The 18,517-nt window shown below is 36.5% G+C and carries 15 protein-coding genes; all 15 read right to left on the bottom strand.

What is annotated here, in order from left to right; all coding sequences use genetic code 11:
* Positions 1-13 precede the first annotated feature (13 nt).
* The 15 genes from M3593_RS17275 to M3593_RS17205 all read right to left on the bottom strand — a co-directional run bounded on the left by M3593_RS17275 (position 14) and on the right by M3593_RS17205 (position 18,183).
* Positions 14-1,204 (bottom strand): FAD-dependent monooxygenase, encoded by a 1,191-nt coding sequence (locus M3593_RS17275; protein WP_251543523.1) that lies wholly within the window; start codon positions 1,202-1,204, stop codon positions 14-16.
* Positions 1,205-1,646: 442 nt separating this feature from the next.
* On the bottom strand, positions 1,647-2,120 hold the full coding sequence (locus M3593_RS17270; protein WP_251543525.1) for a hypothetical protein: 474 nt from the start codon (positions 2,118-2,120) through the stop codon (positions 1,647-1,649).
* A gap of 39 nt (positions 2,121-2,159) precedes the next feature.
* Positions 2,160-2,441, bottom strand: a complete 282-nt coding sequence (locus M3593_RS17265) for a hypothetical protein (protein WP_251543527.1) — start codon at positions 2,439-2,441, stop codon at positions 2,160-2,162.
* Between the two features lie 604 nt (positions 2,442-3,045).
* On the bottom strand, positions 3,046-4,377 hold the full coding sequence (locus M3593_RS17260) for a CoA-disulfide reductase (protein WP_251543528.1): 1,332 nt from the start codon (positions 4,375-4,377) through the stop codon (positions 3,046-3,048).
* Positions 4,378-4,664: 287 nt separating this feature from the next.
* Positions 4,665-4,916 carry an Imm59 family immunity protein gene (locus tag M3593_RS17255; RefSeq protein WP_251543530.1) on the bottom strand — a complete coding sequence of 84 codons (252 nt, stop codon included), beginning with the start codon at positions 4,914-4,916 and terminating at the stop codon, positions 4,665-4,667.
* Positions 4,917-5,148: 232 nt separating this feature from the next.
* The gene (locus M3593_RS17250) at positions 5,149-5,379 is read right to left on the bottom strand and encodes a hypothetical protein (RefSeq protein ID WP_251543532.1); all 231 of its coding nucleotides are present in this window, start codon (positions 5,377-5,379) and stop codon (positions 5,149-5,151) included.
* A 665-nt stretch (positions 5,380-6,044) separates the two neighbouring features.
* The gene (locus M3593_RS17245) at positions 6,045-6,368 is read right to left on the bottom strand and encodes a hypothetical protein (protein ID WP_251543534.1); all 324 of its coding nucleotides are present in this window, start codon (positions 6,366-6,368) and stop codon (positions 6,045-6,047) included.
* A 378-nt stretch (positions 6,369-6,746) separates the two neighbouring features.
* Complete coding sequence (locus tag M3593_RS17240; RefSeq protein WP_251543536.1) at positions 6,747-7,217, bottom strand: antitoxin YezG family protein; 471 nt, start codon at positions 7,215-7,217, stop codon at positions 6,747-6,749.
* On the bottom strand, positions 7,210-8,451 hold the full coding sequence (locus M3593_RS24295; protein WP_251543538.1) for a DNA/RNA non-specific endonuclease: 1,242 nt from the start codon (positions 8,449-8,451) through the stop codon (positions 7,210-7,212). Before M3593_RS24295 ends, M3593_RS17240 begins: the two co-directional genes overlap by 8 nt.
* Before the next feature lie 11 nt (positions 8,452-8,462).
* On the bottom strand, positions 8,463-9,209 hold the full coding sequence (locus M3593_RS17230; RefSeq protein WP_251543540.1) for an enhanced serine sensitivity protein SseB C-terminal domain-containing protein: 747 nt from the start codon (positions 9,207-9,209) through the stop codon (positions 8,463-8,465).
* Positions 9,210-9,376: 167 nt separating this feature from the next.
* The gene (locus tag M3593_RS17225; RefSeq protein ID WP_251543542.1) at positions 9,377-9,826 is read right to left on the bottom strand and encodes a hypothetical protein; all 450 of its coding nucleotides are present in this window, start codon (positions 9,824-9,826) and stop codon (positions 9,377-9,379) included.
* A 161-nt stretch (positions 9,827-9,987) separates the two neighbouring features.
* On the bottom strand, positions 9,988-10,815 hold the full coding sequence (locus tag M3593_RS17220; protein ID WP_251543544.1) for a histone-like transcription factor family protein: 828 nt from the start codon (positions 10,813-10,815) through the stop codon (positions 9,988-9,990).
* A 409-nt stretch (positions 10,816-11,224) separates the two neighbouring features.
* The gene (locus tag M3593_RS17215) at positions 11,225-13,228 is read right to left on the bottom strand and encodes a hypothetical protein (protein WP_251543546.1); all 2,004 of its coding nucleotides are present in this window, start codon (positions 13,226-13,228) and stop codon (positions 11,225-11,227) included.
* A 14-nt stretch (positions 13,229-13,242) separates the two neighbouring features.
* Entirely contained in the window at positions 13,243-16,152 is a 2,910-nt protein-coding gene (locus M3593_RS17210) for a hypothetical protein (RefSeq protein WP_251543548.1), read from the bottom strand.
* A gap of 3 nt (positions 16,153-16,155) precedes the next feature.
* Positions 16,156-18,183, bottom strand: a complete 2,028-nt coding sequence (locus M3593_RS17205) for an AAA family ATPase (RefSeq protein WP_251543550.1) — start codon at positions 18,181-18,183, stop codon at positions 16,156-16,158.
* Positions 18,184-18,517 lie beyond the last annotated feature (334 nt).

Here is an 18,517-nt window from a genome sequence, read left to right as displayed (position 1 = left end):
ACTCCTTTTTAACTTACCCTGCCTTTCTCTGATTTACAGGGAAGAAAAACTTTTTCATAAGAACGTTGACTAGCGGAGTTTTGGACATAAATTGTACGACATATGGACGCAACTTGGATACAATAGGATTGGTGGTAAAAATCAATGATTCTACCTTGATTTGTAATCTTTGAAGTTCATCGGCTTCCGGCTTGCGCTTCTTTTCTATCTCTGACAACTTATTAACCGAATAATCACCTTCATTAAGGGCTTCAAGAATGACTTCAGCAGCTACAAGAGAATCAGCTAACGCCACATTAATTCCTATTACCCCGATCGGAGTCATCACATGAGCAGCATCTCCAACCAAAACTAATCCATCTGAAGCCCAATGGTCCAATGTCAGGGAAATGACTTGAAGCTTGACGAATTGTTTTGAGTTTTCCACCCGTTCTTTTAATTCCGGAATTTGTTCAATTACAAGATCTTTAATTTCTTTATAATTATTTTCTTTTACCCTGGCTTGTTGTTCTTTTGTAAATGTATATCCTATTTGCATTTTATCTGGGTACTTTGGAATCATGAATAGATTATTTTTCCCAGTAAACATATACATTAATTCATGAGGTAAATGGGATGGCCAATTTATTGTGAACCATATTAAGTTACTGCGGTGATGCTCATTAACTTCCTTAAATGATGCTTCCCTCCTAATTGTAGATTGTCTTCCATCACTGCCTACCGTTACTTTCGCAAAAACCTCTGCTGGCTCCTTTTCAATGGTGCCTTGCACTCCAATCACTTGACCGGTTTCATCTTTTAAAAGTGTTTTAACATTAGAGTTGAAATGCATTTTAAAGTTCGGAAATTTTTCTGCCTCTTTTAGTAATGCCTGAATGAATGTTGATTGTGCCATTTGAATGGCATAAGGGTATTCTCTTGAAATGTCATCCATTTTAAATTCCATTATTCTTTTTCCTTTATAATGGATCCCGCCCTGTGCTATTTTCTTATGAGGCTGCTCCATTATATATTCGAGCAGATCAATCTGATCCAGCAGCTGCAGGGTAGATGGCTGAAGAATTTCTCCCCGGTAATCTCGTTCAAGATTAGCGAACTTCTCTAAAAGCAATACTTCATGTCCTTGTTTAGCTAATAACAAACCAAGTAATGCACCCGATGGCCCTGTACCTACAATACATACATCGGTTTTGATGTTTTTCATGTTTATTCCTCCTATTCTCAAAGCGAGTTAGTGATAACTAACATTAGTTGTAAAAAATTTTATTATTAACCACCTAACAATAGAAATTCTCTTAAGCTAATCTCCAGAAATGATAAAGAGGTTACGAACGCAATTATATGTGCATTATAGTAGTCACTAACAAGAACGAATGTTAGTGGTAACTAACATTCATTATATATGATTGTTATCCAGATGTAAACCCTGCTCTTATTTTTATTTTCTAACTAATTCATTTCTTTCTTCTGGTCTTAAAAAAAGAAAAGTTTCAGTTATGGTCATTAAAACCATATACGCAGCGGTTATTGGTTCTATAAGACGCAGAGGGACGGTCCTTTCGCTTCCAATAATCATTCACAAAAAAGAAGCAAAAGGTCCGTCCCCATGTCTCATTTCCCTACAATAGTACCTATCATCACGTCACCTATTTAATAATTAAAAACTCTTCTGCTCTTATGTTTTCTCCGTCTTTTATTTCGCCATATTCTAAATAAACAAGTGTGTATCCTGTTTCTTCAAGTTTCCCCACATGAAGTTTTACAAGTTTCAAATGAGTATTTTCATCCATTGTTTTAATATCTTCTTTATTTTTAATATCTCCTTCGGATAACTCCCAACTCTCTCCGGACCATTTACCGGTCACTTTTTGGTTATCCGATGCTTCTACTTTCCCTTTATAAGTAAGCTCTCCGTATTTCGTTTGAACCGTGTTGCTTTTCAAATTGAAAGTTAGGTTCTTGATGACCTCTGACTGGTCTGCGGCAAGAGTTAATTCATTCTCCTCATTGGCGATCAGTACGGAGGTTTCACCCTTCTTCATCAGCCTCATATAATCATCAGAGTTGAGAATAATTTCATATTCCCCTTCTGTTATCCCAAAATTCGGGTGATATGGCATCTCCTGACCTTCCTTAACCTGTGCAACGTATTCAAGGAATCACTCTCTTTTATCCTGCAGGTTAGCTTGCATTTTATTGGTTATTTCCATCACCTTATATGCAAATTGGGGATCCATGCCAACTTCCATAATTTCTCCGGTTGAAAGTCCTTCTTGCAGAAGTTCTGAAACAGGAAGTTCGGATGTCTGTTCCTGTGTTTTTTCGGTTTTTGCACTTGTTTCAGCTGCAACTTTTTTAGTTTCTTCTGCTGATTCTTTTGAGCTTGTACATCCAGATACAATAAAAATAGATAAGACTAATAGTATAATAGCTTGCTTCATGCTTACATCTCCTTCGTATGCCACTTCAGTTTATATTGACCATCGACTGCTTTTTTATTGAGATGAACCGCTGAAATAACTTATCAATCCTTCCAGTACTAAAAAGACCATTAAGTAAAGAACCACTAAAGAAAAGACCTGATATTTACTTTTTTGTTCTTTAATACTGAAGGAATAAAACTTTTGAATTTTCTCTTTGATTTTAAGAAAAATAAATTATAAAGGTAGGATAACCTTCGAATTCAGCTTCACTTCAAACTTAATTGCGTCACTCACCTGGCTTAACTCTCTTTCCATCCGTTCTCTCTCTCCTAGTCAGTTATTTTATGTTTTTATCGGCATTATTCCCCTTATCTGAACTAATTTTTTCACAGGAACAGAGCAGATTTTAAATCCTTTACCAAAAGAATGAAGCTTTTAGAGGAAAGTACGGTGTTTCCTGTAAAAAAATACGATAAGCAGCTTGAACTGCTTATCGTACTCATTCGATTTATAAGTATTTATCAAGTAGGTGTTGCTAATTACTAGCTTATTTTTGCCAACGGGTAGTTTAACTTCAGGCCCGTTTTGACTGTCCCGGATTAAAATAAAGTCAGAATCCCACTTACTCCACTCTCCTAGCCGCCTGCTGAATAGGATCCCACACCCCATTATAAGGCGGAGCATACGCCAGATCTAAATCAAGCAGCTCTTCGGTCGTCATGGAATGAAATATGGCCGCCGCTAGTACATCGATCCGCTTATCGACGCCATTTTCTCCAATAATTTGCCCTCCAAGGACCTTATGTGTCTCTTTATGATAGACAAGTTTCAATTTCATTTTTTTATCATCGGGATAATAACCAGCGATATCAGATGCTGTAATGGTTACAGAGCCACAGGGGATGTTCAGCATATTGGCCTCTTTTTCTGATAGCCCTGTTCTTCCCAGGGTTAAATCAAGAAACTTAATAATGGAAGTGCCGACAATTCCTTTAAAGGTTTTATGTACATCAACCATATTCAATCCGGCGATTTGTCCTTGCTTATTGGCATGTGTTCCCAATGGGACATGATCATCCTTTTCTTTTACCCGGTGATATTGTGTGGCACAATCTCCTGCTCCGTAGATATCCTCCACACTGGTTTGCATATAGGCATTTACCTGGATTGCACCATTCCCAATGGTTTTGATTCCTGTTCCTTCTAAAAAGGAAGTATTGGGCTTCACACCTACAGCGACTAGCACCAAATCTGTTTCATACTCTCCTTTATCGGTTTTCACCGATTCCACATGGTCACTTCCACCGAATGATTCCACGGATTCACCCATTTTCAACACAATGTTTTGTCTTACTGCTTCTTCATGAATCAGTTCGGCCATGTCTGGATCAAATATTTTGGCTAATTGCTCATTTCTTTCAATGATCGTTACCTTCTTGCCGAGCTCCGCAAAACTTTCGGCCATTTCAAGCCCAATGTATCCGCCGCCAATCACGGTCACATTATGTATATCTCTTTCCAAATAATCCATTATTGCCTTGGCGTCAGGGATGGTCTTTAGTGAGAAAATACCCGGAAGTGTCACACCTTCCCACTCTGGAACGACCGAGCTTACACCAGTCGCAATCAGAAGGCGGTCATATGGAAGGCTGAACGTTTCACCATTACTATGGTTTATTCCACTTACCATTTTATTTTCCACATCAACCTTCTGGACTTCATGAAATACACGTGCATCAATGCCATATTTCTCTTTAAAAGTAGACGGAGTACGAGCGATTAACTCATCTGTGGACTCAATCTTCCCACTGATCACATAAGGCAGGCCGCATTGACCGTATGAATACACGCCTCCCTTTTCCAATACAGTGATTTCATGGCCAGAGTTGTTCCGAACCATTTGCATCGCAGCACTCATACCTGCCGCATCGCCGCCAATAATCAGTATCTTCATCTTCATCCCTCCATCCTTTTTGTATCCATTTATTATGAAGTTTTAAACATTTATATCTATATATAGGTGACTTTTGAAAAATGCTGATTAACATTCTATTTATCTTTCGTGAAAATAACCCCGTTACATCTATGTAACGGTTGGCAGTTCTAGAATCCGATCTGATGCTTGATAAACAAGGATATAGGATTCTCGTTCACCGCCATAATATCGGTTAACACGACTATTTAGGACTTCTTAGGACTTAGAAAAACTACAACCTTTACGGTAAAAAGCCTCTTACTCTCTTATCTATATAAATCGTTAAATTTCTTTTGTGCTCTTAGACGTTTAATGAAATTTTCAAGTGCATCGTTGATATTTTTAAAATCTTTCCTAGAAACCGAATTTGCTCTCTCATCTGTTGTAAAAACTAGCCACTTCCCGTTATTTTCACTTATCACAATTTCACCTGGCTTCGTATCGTGATCATCGAACCAGTTATACCCATTCAATTTTTCTTGGTTAATAATTTGCATTGCTTGTTCTCTATTCACCATTTCCACCTACCTGATTTTTATCAACATTCCAATATCCTTTAACATTTCAACAAGTAGCCAGAAGTACCTATCACCATGGCTCGCTCCGACCAAATTTAAAGGAAGCAATATTTTGCTTCCCTTTTATAATACACAGTTATGAATTTATAACACCGAATGCTATACGAGAACCACCCTATGTATCCGCAATCAAAATCTAAAAATAGCTAAATTAGTATAAATTATAAAGATTTTATATACCTAAAACTTCTAAGATTGTACTATACAAATAATTACATGCTTCATCTTCATTGTGAAATTGCTTTAATTGAGACTTAACTCCACGTTCACTATAGTAAACTTCCCAAATATCACCTTCTTTATTTAAACAAAAAGTTTCATTAGGTAGCCCGCCATTCAAGTTGTATAAGTCCTTGGGAACATTCGCACTAATTAAGGATTGCTGCAATTCTTCTTTTTTCATTTTACCTACCTATCCTTCCAATAAAATATATGTTCCTTTTGGGTAACGTATAATATCTCCTCTGTGTAAACCTAAATGTTGATTTCCTGAATCTCTTCAAAAACTTGTACCATTTCTTTTGGAACCCATTTCCCGTAATAATATTTATCTGTTCTTTCCGCCCCTAAGTCTTTGGCTATATCTACATTTGAGGTACCAACAAAATATTCATTGCCATTTTCATTCGATATGTTAACAATATTTCCGTTTAACTTCCCCTTACTGGTTACCCTATAACATTTTGTTAATTCACTCGGGTTAACAACTTTACTATATACGCCACTATTGAAGTAATCGATAAACCCTAAACCCTTGTTTTTCTGGGGAAGTTGGATTCTCAGTTACTATAATTAAATTATCATCCATATCTTCTGAGAGTTCATATTCTTTACCATTGTAGATGCAATAGTTACCGTTTCTGATCATTTTATCCACCTTTTTAATTATGATTAATATCTACGAACTACTTGCCAGCAAATTAGCTAATAATTAGACGGAGGGAAGGTTCAACCAGTACACAACTTATATGCAAAAAGAACACAAGGAATCTCTCCCCATGCTCCTCTATTAGTCACCTAATTACTTTTTAATCCTCATAACAAAAAGTTTTCCGGACACCTGTGTAATTAGTAATTTTGAAACAGTTTATGAAGACTATCTTTAATTGTATCTAAATCTTCGTTTGCTTTAATTCTTTCCTCATAATCATCTTTCCAAATAAAATAATCGGATAATCCTACGTGGGGCTGGTTGATATTTATATAATTTCTTTCTAAATCCTTGTATAATTCGCTCAAATCCCCTCCATAAGTACCACCTTCAAATTCTCCAATAATCCTTAATCCCACTTCTAATTGATTAACAATATTCTGGGCTTCTCTATCATTCTCATTTTTTAAAATTAATTTTAATTGCAAATGTAATTCTTTTGTCTGTTGTATCATATCCATTCTTTTACCTTCTTTCAGCTTTACTTTATTGGAGTTGAAGAAATAACTTCTACTCCCTTAATCCTCCAAGGTTGTGATATGAAAATTTGATTTCCACCACCTAAATATATACACCTTGATAGCCTGCAGGTCCTTCAAAAATTAGAGCCGTACTAGAAGAATAAACACTACCCTGGATGAACGGAAAGAGATTGTGCTATCTAGCCTTGGGAATGGAACACTAAATTCTACTCCCTATACCATTTGGCAAAATTGTTCAGGCATCGGTCCTGAGCTACACTATAAAAAAAACAAACCATGAAGAGTTCAAGGTTTGTTAAGGGTATTTAGGGTTTAATACAAGTTCAGGTTAGAACTGAGTCCAAGATTTCTGATTTTTTATTTAAGCGATTTTAGATACTTTTCTACAAACTTCCGACCTGAGTTACTTTTCGGCGAAAGGCCAAGATGCCTATATTTCCAAATTGTTTTTCTTTCGTGTGAATCTGCATTTGATAAGTCATCATAATTATAGTCAATTTTAAAATTGCCTTCATTGTCCAAAAATAAAGTGAGATTCGTCCAAGGCTCTTGATCGTTTTCCTTAAACTCATTCCACAGACTTTGAATGTGGTTAACTAGCATATTCCAGTTTTCAGAGTAATCGACTTCACTCATTGTAAATAACTCTGGGATATCATGGCTGTATACTGGTTTTTCATTATTTTCTGGATAATAATAAAAGTAAGCAGTTTGAGAACCCTCAACAATTTCGCCGTACAGGTATACCTTGGACCATTTCTCTGGAATAGTTTCTACTATTACCTCTGCTATTCTTTGATAATATTTGCCTAACTTTTCTTCATTCATTTAACTTTCCTCCTCGCGCGTTATCGAATCTCCTGATTTCCCAATCATCATCGCCAATTTTGTACTTAATACTAAAACTTACTGGGCGTTGAGAATCTCCCACATAGTTAGGAGTAATTTTGACTTTTACTTCATCGCCTTCTTTAATGGCATTGGCCCATGTGTTTTCAAGCTTTTTCCATTCACCTTTATTTAAATTCCCATTCATGGGAACGAGGTTATCTAAATCACCTGACCCCTTAAAAATACTCGCAATTAGATGACCACCATCATCATCTGGTAATCTATCTTCTCGTCCTACAACTTTCTGGGCATAATAATTTCTTTTACCCTCACCTAAATTAAGAGTACCCTCTGCACTAGTTATGCGTCCTTGACTATCTGTTCTATAATTGTATCCTTCTTTACTTGTGTACTCAATATCTGGCTTTAGTACCTTTTTACGCCCTTCCCTAGTGTAATGCTCTCCATAATTAACTTTACTAGAAGATTTAGGCGTAATTATGTTATTAGTTTTCTCTTTAATGTCAAACTTGCCACCTATTTTCCCAGAAGTCTCCGGCTTTACAAGCCTAACTCCCCCAGCTTCCTCCACAACCTTAGCACCTTTAGCCATCTTAACAGCCTTGTCGACGCCTTTTGTTCCGATGATCGCTAGGGCGACTTCTCCTATGGCACGGCCAAACCACTGCGATCGACTTTTGGCATCGCCGTTTATGACGTCATTCTTCCAGGAGTCTGATATCGATTTCCAGACGCTTTTGGCGGTCTCCACAGGGTGGCTTACGGCATAAACGATGCCCTTCGCGGTCTCAATGGGATGGGTGATGGCGTTCCAAATACCTTCAAAGGTTGAAAAAACAGCATCAGCTACCCCTTTACGAAATCCTGATACAACATCATTAGCCGTTCCAAACATGTCTTTCATTTTGTCCCAGACCGACTTCTTTTCGGGTTCCTTGAATCGATCCGCTTTCTTATCGGCTTTCACATACAAATCCACGGATACATCAACGAATTGATGCATTTCTTTCAGTTTCTTTTCAGCCTCTCGAACCTTTGCGGCTGCTTCATTTAAATTCCTGCCTATGCTCCTTCGGGAGACTATCCTGCCATCCACCTGATGCCTGACGGAAGATATCTGGTTTCCAACACGATCAACCCGGGAGGATAGATGGACTAAATCCTTGTTGGCCGCCTTCACCTGATTTACTTTTATATTAATCCTTGACACTCGGTAACCTCCTAATCAAACATCGTCCGGAATTCTTCCAACGATTCACGAAAATAAAATGGCCTGGTGTCTTCCACAATGGAGCTGGCCAGCGGGATAGCATCATCTAGAATCAATACTTCAACCTGCTGTTCTGCCCGTTGATTTATAGCGTCGAAAACTTCTTGAGTCAGACCTTCTTCCAAGTCATCTACATCCAATGCCACTAGAGGGAAAGGACGTCCCACAGCCGATGGGATATATATATTGACCAGATAAGCTTTTTTTACAGATGGAAACTTCTGTAGGCAAGAACGGAACCTTTCAATCACAACTTCGGGGAGCTCCACTATTTGTTCAGTCAGAATCCTTTCCTTCTCTTCGTCACTTAACTGTTCGAAAAAATAGTGCAGAATTCTGCCGTCCTTCATCGTTTCAAGTTCTTCACAGATAATTTTCTTACTCAAACCGGTAAAAGGATTCAACACCCACGGGATTTCTGTCCCCGTCATTTCCAAAAGTAGCTCTGCCGGGATTTTCACATATGGATACTCTGAATGGATGATTGCATTGAACTTTTCCCAGCTCGTAAAAACTGGCAAAACCAGCTCCCCATCCTCTTCGATGTACTTTAAGTTCAGCGTCTCATCATCCGCAACCGACCCAATAACGACCAGTTCAAGTTCAACCAACGCTTTATAAAATTGAAAACGCCTTGAAGGCTCCTCAATAGCCCCAGACAGCAAATCATCAAAAGACTCAATCACATGATTATTCATAATCACTCCTGAAAATTAGACATAACCAATATATAATTCCACAAATATCCAATTATCCCTCTTGAAATAATATGGGTCTAAAGACTTAAAAATAAAATAAAAAAAGCTTGCTTTCTCCATTAGAGTTAGCAAGCAATGACTACTCCCACTTAAACTAGGGTCTCTCGTTAATATCTTAAAATGGTTGTAACTCCAAACTCTGTCACTAATGTCCGATGAGCAAGCTCTTCTACCCAATTCTTTTCTTTAAGCTTGAAGCTGCCGTACCCATTCTCATATGTACGACTACCAATATTTATGGATATATGTTGAGGGTTATCCATCATCTTTCGAATCGAGTCCTGATACCAATTTTGAACTGGAATATGGTATAACTCGATAACATCTCCTACCTCCATAAAATGCTCTATATATCTCCAAAAGTTTTTACTCCCCAAGCCTGTTGCCTCATAGAGATATGGCATTGTGAAGAACGGCTGCATGATTTCAATCCAATAAGGTTCAAGATCATTCACAAAAAAACTCACTCCTCGTTCAAAAAAGAATCCATTACTTTCTTCCATCTCCCTAGGTATACTAAACGGCTTTGATGAGGCTAGAAACTGAATTTCGGTCATAGAATCACTTCCTAATATGGATGTAGTTTTATTTATCTGTATTAAACAACAAAACTATCTCTAGGTCTATGTATCTTTTTTATTCAGTTGATTGGTGTGGATATGCAGCTAACCAATTCCGTAGCACAGCGTTCCGTTTCAAGAAATGACCCCAGGGTGAATCAACAAACCTGCATATCGTACAGCTCCTCAAAATATCGCTCCTGGAACTTCCTATTCAAAATCCCGGTAAAATAAGCAATTGGGTTCTTCACTCCCACCTTCGACTTCAGCCTCCGGACGAGCTGCTTGAAGGAATCCAGGGACAGTGATAACAGGAGATCTGCTTCTTGTTCATAGTTGTTGCGGTAGGCAGCGATCTTGCTCATCCTCCAGAATTCTTCGATTGATTTTGCGGCTGGGTAAAAGTATTTTACAAGATTGACGAAATCGCTCGGAACCCGGTCACTGACAAAAAGATAGTCTTCCGGTGCTTGTTCAGCAACGGGTTTTACATCCTGGATTTCGGATAATTGTTCTTCAGCAGCCATTTCTTCACGTTTATTATTCTTTTTTATGTTAGTTTCAGAAGGAATGATAGTTTTATATTGGTGGCTCAATTGGTCGCCATCAGGTAGTTCATTCATCGGGAAACGATTGAACACATACAGATTGCTAGACTGTGAGCCGTTCTTGCGTGCAGTTTCATATACAGTGAAAATACCAATTTCACTAGCTTTCAAGATCATCCTTTTAAAAGTAGAACGGGAAATCCCCATCTCCCCATACTCCTCATAAATCGCCTTCAGCACCGTCCCAATCTTGGTATTCGCCACCCCAGGAACCTTCGCAGCAAAACGAGCCAGCCGCTTCAAACCAATCAACTCACCCTTACTGAAAAAACGCTTCTTATCCGCCATCCACATCTCAAAATGATTATTAAACTCCTTCAACGAACCAAACTGTGAACACTCCACAAAACTCTCAATAACCGCCGATTTAATTGTCATGCTAATGCACCACCCTTTCACCCTTTATATATGGATGAATGGGTTGAAAGGACAGGGTGACGAGCGATTGATTGTGGTGGTTTTGTGAATATGAACAAAAGTTATTTGGGGAATGTTAGCTAGTTTTGAGCAAAAAAAATACGATAAGCAGCGTGGCTGCTTATCGTTCTCTTTGGATTTCTGACGATTTATACTTTATAAGTATACTTATTATTGACTCATAATTGCCACGACTAGTTTAACCTTGGCTTATTTTGCAACCCAACATTTTATATTGAATAACCGACTATTTGCCGTCGAATATTTGCCAGTGGAATTTGTTTTTCATAAATATCATAATAGTCGTAAAGTGTGGAAGCATATCATAACCTATAAGAAAATATTCCAAAATAATTTAGACTTATTTCCTTTAGTTAATACACCTTGTTACTTGAACTATTTTCTTTAAATACTGCTCAGTCAGCTTAACTTCTGTTAATCCTTCAAGATAGATAATGTATTTTAAGATAGAGGATTGGCCACAGTTCTCTGTTATTTTCTTATAGAAATCGATAACATCTTTTTTGTACCTTTCATGGATAAGTGCTTTTTCTGCATACATTCCTAATTGAATTAACTTAAGCGTTATGTTTTCAAAGGTTAGACTATTACAAATCTCAATTCCATCATCTAAGTATTTTAAGCCTAACTTTTGTTTTCCTCGCCTTGCAGAATATGAGCCCATAAACCAAAATATAAACTGGATTGGATGAGGAGACTCTTGACTTTTTTGAAGGCTCTCAACTGTAACGTGGGCATTGTTTAATGCCTGAAACATATTATCTGCTAATTTCTCCTGCCCATCTTCCTTTGAAAATGCCATTATCTTTATATAGTAAAGATATTTAAAAATCACCTTCGTAATATCCTGTGCCTTCAAATAATCAAATAACTCGCCGAAATTCTCCCCATTAAACTCTAAATGACATGACTTAAATAAGCACTGTAAAGCATTCGCAAACTGTTTCCCTTCACAATATGCCATCGTTTTATAAGTGTACTGCCTATCAATATCTTTATCTAGAGTAAAGTGAGATAATGCTCGGTCAAAGTCTTTAATCGCTAGTGCTAAGTAGTCTGGATCCTCGTGAATAAGCATTGTATACCCCTGTCCTCGAGTTCCATAGTTCTTTCCTAAATATTCATACTTAGCCTCCGCCAATGCTTCATCCTCATCTAACAAACTAATCATTTCCATAGTTTCCTCTAGAACATCAATACCCTTTGTTAGGCTGTCAATGGATCCAAAGACGTTAAGCATATTCTTTTCATGTATTCCTCTGCGAATTTTATACATATTAAAGTATTTTAGCTTAACCATTATGTCTTTAATATGCTGCAGCTGCTCTTGAGCTAGTTTGTCCTGAATGTCACCATCCACACTACCCTCATGGGTATAAATCGTATATAGATATAAAATTATATCTAACTTAAATTCAGAACTACTAATACAATACTTATCTAGTAACAGAAATAATTCATCTTGCATCATTTTTAATACAGGTTTCACATATTCATATTTTCTATCAATTTTAATTAACGTATCAAATTTAGTAGAAATACCTGATAATTGAATTCCCCGACTATGATCATCTAGCTGTTCAAGTCGCTTTAAGACAACATCCAAGTAATATTCTCTATTTTGTAATTCTTTATTATTGTAAATTTCATAGAGTGCATCTGTAATATTTCCTTCTCCAAGCAATTTGTGCAATTCCTTTTCCACCGAGTTTTCAAAAAAGGAAAATATATATTCTTGCTTATACATACTTTTTATTACTTCCCGATCACTATCGGTGAATTTGGAAGACGTTCTCGTTAAATACGTATTGCACACTCCATCTGCTAGCATAAGTCTTGAGCTTGTACGAGCATCATCAAACTTAATTGTATACTTCCATTTACTAGTGAGGGATTTTCTAGCCAATGCAACAATTACTCGTTCACGAAGTCTTTTTTCATATTGTTCAGGAGAAATAATGCCATATCCACTATTTGTATTTTTTCTCGTAGCAACCATAATCGAAAGCTCAAAGCGACGATAAACAGCTGCGAGCTGTAAAAGAAGCTGAATTATCCCTTCTGCTAGAACGTTTAAGTACGTCGTATCACTATCAATTATTTGGACTCTCTCTTGATTTTGAAAAACTACAAAGCTACCATTTTTCTCTTGAATACCTTTTAATATATTTAATGTATAATCGGCAGGTTCATCAGTAAAATGTACATACGGTTTCCCCAGCATTTTTCTAGCAATCCCTTCATCAATAATCCCCACAGGAATTAACACTCCACCAACAAGGGAGGGGTTTAATCTTGTGTTGACATCGCTAACAAAGTCACCACTCTCATCCAGCCATAGTTCTAAGCGCAAATGTTATACCTCCCTTAAAACATAAATGGATCTGCCTCTTCTTCATCATAATGAACATTGTTACAGACAGGACATTTCACATACCAAGGATACTCATCATGTTCTTCCTTATGGTAATTAACAATGTGCTTTACTAACTTATGTCCACTTTCCTTACAGTGATTACGAACCCAGAATTCGCTACAGTCGTTACAAGTAATGTAGTATTTATAATTGTTTGGAGAAATTTCTCTTCGTTCTATAAACGTATTCGTGCTACCACAGTCCCAACAAATCGATGGCGTCATATGCTCTATAAAATGATACTCTAACAGCATTTTGACAAAGGTTTTTAAGTTTTCGGTCTCTCCAGGAATACAGGAAAATCCTCCATACATATGTCTTGGATTTCGATTAAAATGTGTATGGATTGGTGCTGGTTGATAAAACGCAAATTGATCATCACTAAACGGATTCGAATAAGGATCGAACACATCATGAAGACTTGAATCTGCGATATCATCATGAAAGCCCCCGAAAAAATCATACTTATAGTTTGTATCTGTATGAATCAAAAACGCTGCACTTGATGGTTGCCCTTTTCTTCGATATTGATTTAAATACTTTCCAATTGCAACATCGTTAATATCATAGTAGAAGCTATCTAGTTGATTCTGTTCTTCATAATTTCTATATTTCGCATCGAGGTAAAACCACTTAGAATAAACCTTTGTTTCTTGATCCTCTTTAGAGTGTTTCGCATACAGTTTCACTTCAAAAGCATAATCTGGCTTTAACCCACTTATCTTTCGGTTATAATGAACATCCATCACTATTTTCTCAATGTGTATTGGAGCACTATGCTGCTCTGCAATATCATTGCTCAACCTAAAGTGATTCCCATTATGCTGAAGCGAAAAAGTGCAACCTTCAAGACTCCAAGATGCATTGTCCTTGACTAGAATATCAATAGCTTCCTTAATTGAATATCCACCTGTAAAAGTCCAGCCAGTATTTTTCAGATGCAACAATAGATGAATAAGTATCCAATATTCATAAAGCTCATCTGTCTTTTTCACCACAATATCCTCTTCATTAAAGTCAGATGTAAATTCGTATCTTTTATCTAAGCTTCGTAAGTTTTCCCATATTCTTGAGTAGTAACGATCATTAATATATACCTGTGTTAGCCGCCAAGAAAGCTTTCTTGGAGTGACACCCTTTAAAAACGGCAGTTTTCTAAAATATTTAATCTTATTACTAATTCGTGTAATTTGTTCTTGTAGTTGATTATCTTCTTGTATTACGGATTGATGGTTGTTCTTTTTTTTCCTTAATGTATCTATTTGTTTTAGAGTTTCTGACGTTAAACCTAAAGACCCATTATAAGAAAATAGAGAAACCAATTCCTCTAGCTTTCCTTTAAAGTCAGCGGATGTCATATCATTAATCCGCTTAAGCTCTACTATTTTCAAGGGATAATCATAAGTATTGTTAAATCTTCCTCCTTCTGTCGGCCTTTCTTTTAAAGGATCACTATCAGTACTATTATTCTTCTCCACAACAGCATGTATCTCTAATAAGCCTAACGTTGTATTTTCACTAAGAAAATGGTGAAGAAGTAGATGTTGCCGATAATCACCCGAGGTTAAATGTATCTCTGCTCTGCGCCCCTTTATCGCGATTCGATTATTGGGATTATCCACGAAATAGTAATGTCCTCTATTATAATCTAAGCCCCAGAATCTATGGTCCCTGTCAAAAAATTCGGTCTTATAAGAGGCAACTAATTTGTCATGAAAAAAAGTCATACTCTTATCAATTTGAAAGCTCTTTTTATCAACGTAGATGGTTATCTCTACTGTATTTTGCTTTGAAACAGAGCTATGTTCATATGCTGTATTCAGGATATCACGGCAAAAGCCCTCTTTGTTGTATTGAAAATATCGAATAAACTCCTCAAGTTCATCTAGGTCCTTTTTCTTATATTGTTTGAGAAGCTTTGTTATTTGTTTATCAATCTCTCTTTTTCTACTAGTTAATTTATTCTTAAAATGAACATCAGACTCTTCCACATATTTGTTCAACTTCGTAAGTGTATACAGAATCATTTGATTTTCATAAATATCAGTGCTCTCTGTCGCATGAGAGGTTACATATTTATTAGCCCCTTTATTTAACAGAAGATTCATCACCGTTCTGCCATTAAACTTCTTAATGTTTCTGAGTGGTTTTTTGACATACGAATCTTCTAACTTTACTTTTGGCTGAGCATTGATTTCCTTCATTGGCTTCGTAATGTTGTCTAAAGCTTCTTCAATCTCGTTTAAGGCATGATGCCATGTTGTTTGAATTGATTGCTTTGCTGTATTTTGTGCCATGATAAGTTCTCTACGAATTGCTAATATGTCATCGACCATTTCTTTGAAATTCTCTAGAGATAACGATGATGGTAACACACTAATTTTATAAGGTGAATCATTTATTGGATTAGAAAGACCTTCTCTATATACATTCAGATAAAAATTCCCTGTGCTGACAGAGCCAAAAACTGCATCCTTTAATTTATTACTATACTTCCATCTGCCTTTATCCTTTTTTAAATTGGGCTCATCGAAAAAGATATTATAAGTCGGATCATATTTGAGGGTTTTTTCTCTTTCATCCTTTTTAGGATAATACTGAATTCGGAAATCTGTTGGCTTCTCGTCTTCGCCCATATCCACGACGGAAAAAACAAGAACATAAAACCCTTTGTTGTCATTCCCTCGAAAATGACTTTCTGTCACAAAGGTTTTATGACGGTTCTCTAAACCAACGATTAAGGAAGAAAAATCTTCTGGATTAGGAAGAAACTGTACCTCACTATAAGAAAACCTACCTCTTTGCCTCTCAATCTCTTCTTGGTCAAGAACGAATCTTGCCATTTTTGCTACAAGCTTCATAGACTACCTCCAATAAGTTAAGGTAGTGGTAGTTTCGTCACTTATTTTCATCTTTTCTAGTATGTGCTTAGAGATATCTGAATCGTCACTCGTATTCTTTGACAGCTCTTCCAGTAGCTTGATCACATCCACCTCATAGGAATCGACATTCACCTTAGGTAGAATTAGACACGCATTCATAATATCAAATAATTGGATGGGGGAAACTAACTCTAAACCTAGTATCTGGCTCACTGTTCTTTCAAAACGATTCGTAAGCTCTATTCCATAGTTTGATAGATTATTTTTCGTGCGCTGAATACGAACCTTCTCTCTATCTTCCCACTTACCAGATACAGGCTTTATATCATAAGGAGAAAGAGAAATAAAAGTATTGTACTCACTTTTATTCTTTTGCAATTTAGACTGTGCTGCATCCATTTTCTCCGAGTCAAACGAATTCACTTTAATGAAAAAGCTTCGGTCTACCACCTTTGGGCTCAAATCCTTCGTCGTTTCATCCTTGTTAATCGTTCCAATAAAACGAATATTGTTTGGTATCTCTATGATGTCTGGATAGCTTTCAAGTAGCCTAAACTGTCTTTTCATCGTAAAATAATTTTTTAATGAAGGGTCACTCGCCTTTGCAAAATATTCATCAAACTCTATATCCTTTACTTCTTTTTGGAAATACCCATATCTTGCCTGTAGCTCTTCTTCTATTTCACTTTTAATATTCGAGCTATAGAGCTGAATTTTGCGATCTGTTTGCAGCTTACTTAAAAACTCCGCAAAATAATATTCAATATGTGCAATATTCATTTCATCTAAGCAAATAAAGAACAGCTTACCCTCATTCTTTTTAGCTTCTAAAATCGCATCTAAAAAAGGAGTAGATACGTATGTCTTTTCAATCGGATTGTAAAAGCCAAGCAGATCACTCTTATCTACCCAATTCGGTTGAACAGGGATAAGTCGAAGCTCTGCATTAGTTGCCTTTGCAAATCCTTCTACTAAACTAGTTTTTCCTGTACCAGGGCTTCCTGCCAGAACAACAAGTTGTTCCGTACAAATGCCAATATAAAACTGAAGCAGAGTATTTAAATCATAATAAAGAGGTTTTTCTTTATCCGAAAGCAAAAACTTCTGCATATACGTAAGTAGTTCATATCTATCCGAAAAGGCCTTGCCTACCTGCTGCTGTAGAGCTTCCTGTTCACCAGGTTCTTTCGATAAAAATTGATAGAAGTTAAGCTGCTCTTTCAACTTCTCCAACTTTTTAATCTCACTTTCAATATATTGTGTTTTTTCCGTTTTATAATCCTCAAGCTCTATTTCCAGTTTCTTTTTTCCCCTTGTGTACTGTGATTTTAAGGCCTTTAAATTCTTTTTCTCCTCCTCTATTTCATCAAGTTTTAGCTTCTTTGATTGCTCCAACTCTATTTCCAGGTCCTTTTGATTCTTTTTATGTAACACCATTAATTGCCTTAGCTTCTTCTCTTCCTCTGCTGTCTCTTTCTTTTTTCTGTTCAATTCTTCGGCTATTTCTTCAAACCTTTTCTCAATATCCTTACTCATATAGTGGATATTTTTTTCTCTATCATAGGAAAAATCGGTAAATAAAAATGAATCCTCCGCAGGAATATCTAATGCGGCATAGTATTGCTCAACCTCTTTCGCCTTTGTAATAGAACCTCTTTTTATCACAATTGGGTCTTTTCCATCTGCAATAGGTCCCGAAACAACCTGAAGACTAAAAAACACCACATCGTTTTGTTTTATATTCTTCCTATGTAACTCCCTAGCTACTGGAGCAGTACCAATTACCTTCGATAAGAATTGTTTATACTCAAATGGATTCTCCATTCTCTTTAGTTCATTATTTTCATCCAAGCTAACAGGGGAATTAATGATACAAAAGCCTTCGTTCAGAAGACCGACCTTCCCCTGTAAACGTAGTTCGTCATTTCCTACAAGTGTTTTCCAAAACTGATCTCTTTCTGGAAGGGACTCAAATTTTGTTAAATAATCTGAAAAAAGTATATACTCCATATGGACACTCCCCTACTATGTAATCTTCTGTACATAAGAACCAAAAAAATGGCTAATTTTGTATACCTTTTATTTTACAGGTCCATTGACTGAATCTCTTTAAAAAGTTAAATCTTTTATTATTAATATAAAGCTATTTTTCAACTGAAATTAAACAGAAGCGAAACCACTTCAGAATCGCCTCCTTGGGTTTTATTTAAACAAATCTAGTAAGTTCTTTAAATTACCTTTTTCATAAATTTGAATGAGTAAGCTACCAACCGCTGACTCACTATTATCTTTTTCCTGAATAACCCAACATTAATTGAGAAACAAAGGGACGGTTCCGGCGTTT

The sequence above is a fragment of the Mesobacillus sp. MER 48 genome (assembly GCF_023714225.1).
GTDB lineage: Bacteria > Bacillota > Bacilli > Bacillales > Cytobacillaceae > Mesobacillus > Mesobacillus oceanisediminis_A.
The sequence above is the reverse complement of the archived record's forward strand: the minus strand, read 5'-3'. Positions and strand labels throughout refer to the sequence as shown.